Annotated in this window: 6 protein-coding genes and 1 other RNA gene; 2 read left to right on the top strand and 5 right to left on the bottom strand. The window is 63.6% G+C overall.

Features of this window, described 5'->3' with window-relative positions; genetic code table 11:
• Window positions 1-7: 7 nt before the first annotated feature.
• Both mraZ and rnpB read right to left on the bottom strand, forming a co-directional pair.
• Window positions 8-436, bottom strand: a complete 429-nt coding sequence (mraZ, locus tag ACN6O8_RS21750) for a division/cell wall cluster transcriptional repressor MraZ (RefSeq protein ID WP_427993226.1) — start codon at window positions 434-436, stop codon at window positions 8-10.
• A 276-nt stretch (window positions 437-712) separates the two neighbouring features.
• Window positions 713-1,118: RNase P RNA component class A (gene rnpB, locus ACN6O8_RS21745), an RNA gene on the bottom strand.
• Window positions 1,119-1,228: 110 nt separating this feature from the next.
• Here rnpB and ACN6O8_RS21740 point away from each other — a divergent pair.
• Complete coding sequence (locus ACN6O8_RS21740) at window positions 1,229-3,067, top strand: ATP-binding cassette domain-containing protein (protein WP_427993072.1); 1,839 nt, start codon at window positions 1,229-1,231, stop codon at window positions 3,065-3,067.
• A gap of 52 nt (window positions 3,068-3,119) precedes the next feature.
• On the opposite strand, the gene pyrC is transcribed toward ACN6O8_RS21740, so the two are convergent.
• Entirely contained in the window at window positions 3,120-4,184 is a 1,065-nt protein-coding gene (gene pyrC, locus ACN6O8_RS21735) for a dihydroorotase (RefSeq protein ID WP_427993071.1), read from the bottom strand.
• 11 nt (window positions 4,185-4,195) lie between these two features.
• Window positions 4,196-5,389 carry a M20 aminoacylase family protein gene (locus tag ACN6O8_RS21730; RefSeq protein WP_427993070.1) on the bottom strand — a complete coding sequence of 398 codons (1,194 nt, stop codon included), beginning with the start codon at window positions 5,387-5,389 and terminating at the stop codon, window positions 4,196-4,198.
• A gap of 147 nt (window positions 5,390-5,536) precedes the next feature.
• Here ACN6O8_RS21730 and ACN6O8_RS21725 point away from each other — a divergent pair, with 147 nt between their 5' ends.
• Window positions 5,537-5,815, top strand: a complete 279-nt coding sequence (locus ACN6O8_RS21725; RefSeq protein WP_006217453.1) for an SWIB/MDM2 domain-containing protein — start codon at window positions 5,537-5,539, stop codon at window positions 5,813-5,815.
• 611 nt (window positions 5,816-6,426) lie between these two features.
• Here ACN6O8_RS21725 and ACN6O8_RS21720 read toward each other — a convergent pair.
• Entirely contained in the window at window positions 6,427-6,792 is a 366-nt protein-coding gene (locus tag ACN6O8_RS21720) for a DUF4870 family protein (RefSeq protein ID WP_427993069.1), read from the bottom strand.
• Between the last annotated feature and the right edge of the window lie 319 nt (window positions 6,793-7,111).

Here is a 7,111-nt window from a genome sequence, read left to right as displayed (position 1 = left end):
ACTCTTGTCAGAACGAAAACTGATTCAACACATCCGGCATACCCTTGGCCAGGTCCTCAGCCTCGCGGCTCGCCAGGGTAGCGGCATCCCACAGCTCAAAGTGCGCGCCCATTCCGAGCAGCATCACCTCGCGCGTCATACCGGAAGCGTTGCGCAGTTCAGGCGCGATCAGGACGCGGCCGGAGCCGTCCAGTTCCACGTCCTGAGCGTTGCCCAGCAACAGCCGCTGCAACGCGCGCGCCGTCATGGGAAAGGCGGCAATCTGCTCGCGCTTCTTTTCCCACTCGGGCCGCGGATACACCAGCAGGCAGCCGTCTGGATGGCGGGTCAGGGTCAGGCGGCCTTCGGCCTGCGCCATCAGCGCGTCACGATGCCGGGTCGGAATCGAAATCCGTCCCTTGGCATCCAGCGTGAGCGCGCTGCTTCCCTGAAACACCACTTTCACCCCACTTAATTGCACAATTTCCTACTATTTCCCACTCTACGGTATGGCAATGGGGCGGTCAAGCGCACGGTTGCAATTTTTTCAATCACAACAAGGACTTAGAGCAACTTGTAAATACGCAAAAAGAAAAACCTCCCAATAAATCAGGAGGTTGCGTCACTATCTAAAAGTGCTTGTTAAGAAGTGGCGGCTAACAATGCCTTTGCATTGTTTTACCCAGCCCGCTTTGCCGAAGATTGGCGGGGGGCGCGGGCCAGCAGAAAACCAATGCAAGGCGGGTCTATAGGCCGGATTCTGTACACCAGGTTTCCCTGGCGGACGATCATTCCTCTGCGCGGATCATTGCTGAGCCGCTGTAGCCATCTACCCGCATACTCGGACGGAGCCGCCCTTCGCGGCCCGAAAGCCGCACGCATGCCTATTTGATGTTGCTCCGGGTAGAGGTTGCCGCGTTTCACCCTGCGATGCCGCCGGCCGTTACCGGCCGGCACGATACGGAGATGGCCGTATCGGTGCGCGACTGGCGCGCCCGCCCCGCAGACTCGTCTCTGTGGCCCTATTCCTCGACCGCGCCCGAAGACGCGACCGGACGGCCGTTAGCCGCTACCCTGCCCTATGGAGTCCGGACCTTCCTCGATGGATTCGCATCCACCGCGATCGCCCGACCCGCCCTGCGGTGCGTATTCTAGTACAGGTCACGGCTCCGTCCCCGACCGCCTGCCCGGGTTCCTGCGACAATACGGCTTGATCCGCTTATCCCCCGCCGCAAGAACGACTCGCTACATGGCCCTCGCAACGCTCATCACCCTGACCGACATCCAGCTGGCCTACGGCCACCATCCGCTGCTGGACCACGCCGACTTCGCCATCCAGGCCGGCGAGCGCATCGGCCTCATCGGCCGCAACGGCGCCGGCAAGTCCTCGCTGCTGCGGCTGCTCGATGGCCGTACCGTGCCGGACGACGGCGACATCGCCCGCAGCTCCGGCCTGCGCGTGGCCACCGTCGAACAGGAACCGGAACTGGACGAAAACGCCACCGTCTTCGACGTGGTTTGCAACGTCGAAGGCGATCACGAAGACTGGCAACGCCCCTCGCGCGTGCGCGCCATGCTGGAAAAGCTTGGCCTGCCCGCGGACGCCCAGATCGCCGGCCTGTCCGGCGGCACGCGCAAGCGTGTCGCGCTGGCCCGCGCCCTGGTCGAGGAACCCGACCTGCTGCTGCTGGACGAGCCCACCAACCACCTGGACTTCGACGGCATCGCCTGGCTCGAAGAGATGCTGCGCGGTTGGAAGGGCGCCGCGGTCATCATTACCCACGACCGCCGCTTCCTCGATGCGGTGGCCACCCGCATCGTCGAACTCGATCGCGGAAGGCTGCTCAGCTTCCCCGGCAACTTCTCGCAGTGGCAGGAGCGCAAGGCGCAGTGGCTGGAATCCGAGCGCCTCGAACAAGCCCGCTTCGACAAACTCCTGGCCCAGGAGGAAGTCTGGATCCGCAAGGGCGTGGAAGCCCGCCGCACCCGCAACGAAGGCCGCGTGCGGCGCCTGGAACGGCTGCGCGTCGAGCGGGCCGAACGCCGCGAACGCGTCGGCGATGTGTCGCTGGCACTGGCCGAGGGCCAACGCTCCGGCAAGCTGGTGGCCGAACTCGACCACGTCGGCAAGCGCTTCGGCGCCAAGGTCGTAGTGGACGACTACTCCACCACCATCCTGCGCGGCGACCGCATCGGCATCGTCGGCCCCAACGGCGCCGGCAAGACCACGCTGCTCAAGCTGATCCTGGGCGAAATGCAACCCGACAGCGGCCACACCCGCATCGGCACCAACGTCTCGGTGGCCTACTTCGACCAGATGCGCGCCCAGCTCGACGAAAACGCGACGCTGGTGGACATCATCAGCCCGGGCAGCGAATGGGTCGAAATCGGCGGCACCCGCAAGCACGTCATGAGCTACCTGGGCGACTTCCTGTTCTCGCCCGCTCGCGCCGGCTCGCCAGTGCGCAGTTTGTCGGGCGGCGAACGCGCCCGCCTGCTGCTGGCGCGCCTGTTCGCGCGCCCCGCCAACGTGCTGGTGCTGGACGAGCCCACCAACGACCTCGACATCGAAACACTGGAACTGCTCGAGGAACTGCTGCAGGAATATTCCGGCACGGTGCTGCTGGTCAGCCACGACCGCGCGTTCCTGAACAACGTCGTCACCCAGACCATCGCCTATGAAGGCAACGGCCACTGGCGTGACTACGTCGGTGGCTACGACGAGTGGGTGGCCCAGCGTCCCGCGCAGGCAGCGGCCGCGGCAACGGAAGACGATGCGGCCAAAGCACGCGCCGCCGATGAAGCCGCGGCCCGCGCCAAGGCCGCCAAGCCCAAGCCCAAGCCGGCGCGCGCGGCCAAGATGAATTCATGGGAATTGCGCGAGCTCGAAGGCCTGCCCGACGCCATCGCCGCGCTCGAGGCGCGGCAGACGGAGCTGGCCGGCAAACTGGCGGACGGCAGCCTCTATCGCGATGCGCCCGCCGAAGTCGAACGCATCAACAGCGAACTGTCCCAGCTCGAGCGCGAGCTCGAGGAAAAATTCGCGCGCTGGGAATTGCTTGAGGCGCGCCGCGAAGGCGCCCTCTGAGATCCCGCCCGCTATATCTATATATAGTGGGCGCTAGCCCCCCCCCCCACAATCAGAGGTTCGCGCGCCAGGTCAGCGTTTCCCCCGCGGCCAACGGCACCAGCGCGGTATTGCCGAACGGCAGTTCTTCCGGAATCTGGAAGCTTTCGCGCACCAGCGTCAGCGTGCCCGTATTGCGCGGCAGGCCGTAGAAATCCGGGCCGTGGAAGCTGGCGAAGCCCTCCAACTTGTCCAGCTTGCCAACGGCATCGAACGCCGTGGCATACAACTCCATCGCATGCAACGCGGTATAGCAGCCCGCACAGCCGCAGGCGTGCTCCTTCAGCCCGCGGGCATGCGGCGCGCTATCCGTGCCCAGGAAGAAGCGCGGACTGCCAGAGGTCGCCGCCTCCACCAGCGCCAACCGATGGGTTTCGCGCTTGAGGATCGGCAGGCAATACCAGTGCGGCCGCACGCCACCCTGAAAAATCGCATTGCGGTTGTACAGCATGTGCTGCGGCGTGATCGTGGCCGCGATCGGGCCTTCGGCATCGCGCACGTATTCGGCGCCTTCCTTGGTCGTGATGTGTTCGAACACCACCTTCAGCGCCGGAAACGCGCGGCGCAACGGCTTCATCACCCGCTCCACGAAGATCGCCTCGCGGTCGAACACGTCTATCGACGGATCGGTCACTTCGCCGTGCACCAGCAGCGGCATGCCGCATTTTTCCAGCGCTTCCAGCGCCTTGGTGCATTTGCCCAGCAGATCTGTCACGCCGGCATCGGAGTTGGTGGTGGCGCCGGCGGGATACAGCTTGACCGCATAGACCTGGCCCGACTCATGCGCCCGGAAGATCTCTTCCGCCGAGGTATTGTCCGTCAGGTACAGCGTCATCAGCGGCGTGAAGGCGTCGGTGTTGCCGCCGGCCTTGGCCAACGCCGCCAGGATGCGGGCGCGATAGGCCAATGCGTGCTCGGTGGTCGTCACCGGCGGCTTCAGGTTGGGCATGATGATGGCGCGGGCAAACTGCCGTGCCGTATCCGCCACCACCGCTTCCAGCGCCGCACCGTCGCGCAAGTGAAGGTGCCAGTCGTCGGGGCGGGTGATGGTCAGTTGAGTCGTATTTTGCGTAGACATGTGAAAGCTTCTTAAGCTGCCAGCGGCATGCCCCGTTCGGCCAGCGCGCAGAACATCGCGCTGCCCAGGGGAATGACGGCATCGTTGAAATCGAAATGCGAGTTGTGCAGCACGCAGCCAGACTCGGCGCCGCCCTGCCCCAGACGGAAGTAGGCGCCGGGCTTGCTTTGCAGCATGAAGGAGAAATCCTCCGACCCCATCGACGGCACCAGGTCGCGCACCACGTTCTCCTTGCCGATCATCTCGGTAGCGATGTCCGCAACCAGGTTGGCATGCTGCGGCGTATTCAGCGTCGCGGGGTAGATGCGCTCATAGGTCAGCTCGGCAGTGCCGCCGAACGCGCCAGCGATGGCAGTGACCAACTCGCGCATACGCGTCTCGACCATCTCCTGCACCGATTTGCGAAAGGTGCGCACCGTGCCCACCAGCCGCGCTTCGCGCGGAATCACGCTCATCGCGCCGGGATGGCCCGCCTGCAGCGAGCCAATCGACACCACCGCCGAATCCAGCGGATTGACGTTGCGCGACACGATGGTCTGCAACGCCGTGATCACCTGACCGGCAATCGTCACCGGGTCGATCGTCTGATAAGGATGTGCGCCATGGCCGCCACGGCCGGTGATCAGAATCTCGAAGCGGTCGGCCGCCGCCATCATCGGCCCCGGATTGATGCCGATGGTTCCGGGTCTCAATCCCGGCCAGTTGTGCAAGGCGTAGATGGCGTCACAGGGAAAGGTATCGAACAACCCATCCTCGATCATTGCCTTGGCGCCGCCACGCCCTTCCTCCGCCGGCTGGAAGATAAGCACCGCAGTGCCATCGAAATTGCGTGTCTGCGCCAGATATTTGGCCGCCCCGACGAGTACCGCCGTGTGGCCGTCATGGCCGCAGCCATGCATCAGGCCAGGCTTGGTGGACTTGTGGCCGAAGTCGTTGTCCTCCGTCATGGGCAACGCATCCATGTCGGCGCGCAGGCCGATCATGCGGCCGCTGTCGCAGCGTTTGCCGCGGATCACGCCTACCACGCCAGTCTTGCCGATGCCCCGATGCACCTCGATGCCCAGCGCCTCCAACGCACCGGCGACGATCCCGGAGGTCCGGACTTCTTCGAAACCGAGTTCCGGATGGGCATGCAAGTCGCGCCGCAGCGCCGTCAATTCGTCATGAAACAGCCGAATTGATTCCAAAGGAGAACGTGCGTACATAGGAGGTTACAGAATGGCGTGATAGGGGGGACAGTGGGGATATTTTAGTTGCTACAGAGGATAAATGCCTTTGTCTTTACGGGAGAGACACGTTATGCTCCGGCCGCAGGACAATTTTTCCAACAGCCAGAGAAGGAGCGCCGCATTATGGCCACAACCTCCAAACCCGCGACCGCGCGCAAGCCGAACGCTGCATTCATGAAGCCCCTGACTCCCAGCGCCGAACTGGCCGCTGTGATCGGTTCGGAAGCCGTGCCGCGCACCGAGGTCACCAAAAAGATCTGGGAATACATCAAGAAGCACAACCTGCAAGATGCGAGCAACAAGCGCAACATCAACGCCGACGCCAAGCTGCGGCCGATCTTCGGCAAGGATCAGGTCACGATGTTCGAACTGACCAAGCTGGTCAACGCACATCTGAAGTAAGTAGGCAAAGGGCGTACCCCGTACGTCCCTGCCTCGATACTGTCGCGACGCCCTGGCTTGAATGCCGGGCGGATCCGACTTGCGGTACCCCCACATGTGGTACCCCCGCATGCGGCAAGCCGATCTACGGCATCCACCACCCCGCACTTGCGCAAGCTTCCGGCCAGCGCCGCCCGCCCCATACCCGCGATGGGCAAGGCACTTTCACACAATACCTTTTCCCATCACCTCGATCGATAGCGACGCGCGATCCATGCGCTTGGTCGTGCCCGCCATGCGCCCAACACGACGCGCCGCCCCCGCACCCGCCGCAGCCCGCAAAGCCGCACCGCGCCTGGTTCTCGAGGCTTCACCTAATTGGAAAACAAACGCGACTTGCGCGCCGCTCTGCGCAGACACGCACGACACATCATGCGCCTCAGGCCACGACACGGCAGCGCGCAACGGCGAACCGTTCTTTCGTCTCTCGGACAGGCCGTGTGCCCTGCGCCCTGCGGCAACAAAAAAGGCCGGCGCAATGAACTGACCCCCGAAAGTTGGATCTACGTCCAACTTTCGGGGGTCAGAGGTCACAAGGCCGGCCCCTTCTGTTGTACTGGAGTGTCCCGCTATCAGGCGTACGAAGTGGGCGCAGTGCCTTCCAGCAGCGACAGCCAGCCTTTGATCAGGCGATACAGGCCCCAGACGATCGTCGCGATCACGCCAATCCACCCGATATAGATCAACACCGCCAGGCTGCTGATGGCCAGCCACAGCAGCGCCCACCAGAAGGTGCGCAACAGCCAGTCGAAATGGGCCGCATAGACGGTGCCGGCAACGTCCGAACGCTTCAGGTACATCAACACGACAGCCGCCAGGGTGGCGATGCCCAGGAAACCACTGGTCAGAAAGCCCAAGGCAAACAAGCCATAGGCCACATGGGTCAGCGTGCGCAGGTCTAATGCCGTACCGGGCGCGGGGGTCTGGGTATCACTCACGATTACGCTCCAACAATTGACTCGATCAATCTTACCGCACAAAGCCAGCCGGCCCACGAGCGTTGTTATTTGGGCACATTCAATGCTGGCGCGGCTTGCCGGCTTGCTGAGAGCGCTTTCCGCGATCCATTTTCAGACTGGAACATCGCCCTGGCCATGCTGGTAGCACGTGGTCGGCACCCGCAGCACTGAGCCACACATCGAAAGCAAAACCCCCCGTGCGGCGCCAGCCGCACGGGGGGTTGTTTATAGGGGGTATTCCGCGCCACCAAATACAAAACCCCACAGGCGTGAGCCTGCGGGGTTCTGAGCAATAAAA

The sequence above is a fragment of the Achromobacter sp. genome (genome assembly GCF_050285565.1).
Lineage (GTDB): Bacteria > Pseudomonadota > Gammaproteobacteria > Burkholderiales > Burkholderiaceae_B > Achromobacter.
Note: the sequence above shows the minus strand (reverse complement) of the source record. Positions and strands in the feature narration are given on the sequence as shown.

What these genes read in the sequence shown, in the direction of transcription:
- ACN6O8_RS21730 (WP_427993070.1), bottom strand. Translation starts at nt 5,389, where the DNA reads ATGTACGCACGTTCTCCTTTGGAATCAATTCGGCTGTTTCATGACGAA.
- ACN6O8_RS21725 (WP_006217453.1), top strand. Translation starts at nt 5,537, where the DNA reads ATGGCCACAACCTCCAAACCCGCGACCGCGCGCAAGCCGAACGCTGCA.
- pyrC (WP_427993071.1), bottom strand. Translation starts at nt 4,184, where the DNA reads ATGTCTACGCAAAATACGACTCAACTGACCATCACCCGCCCCGACGAC.
- ACN6O8_RS21740 (WP_427993072.1), top strand. Translation starts at nt 1,229, where the DNA reads ATGGCCCTCGCAACGCTCATCACCCTGACCGACATCCAGCTGGCCTAC.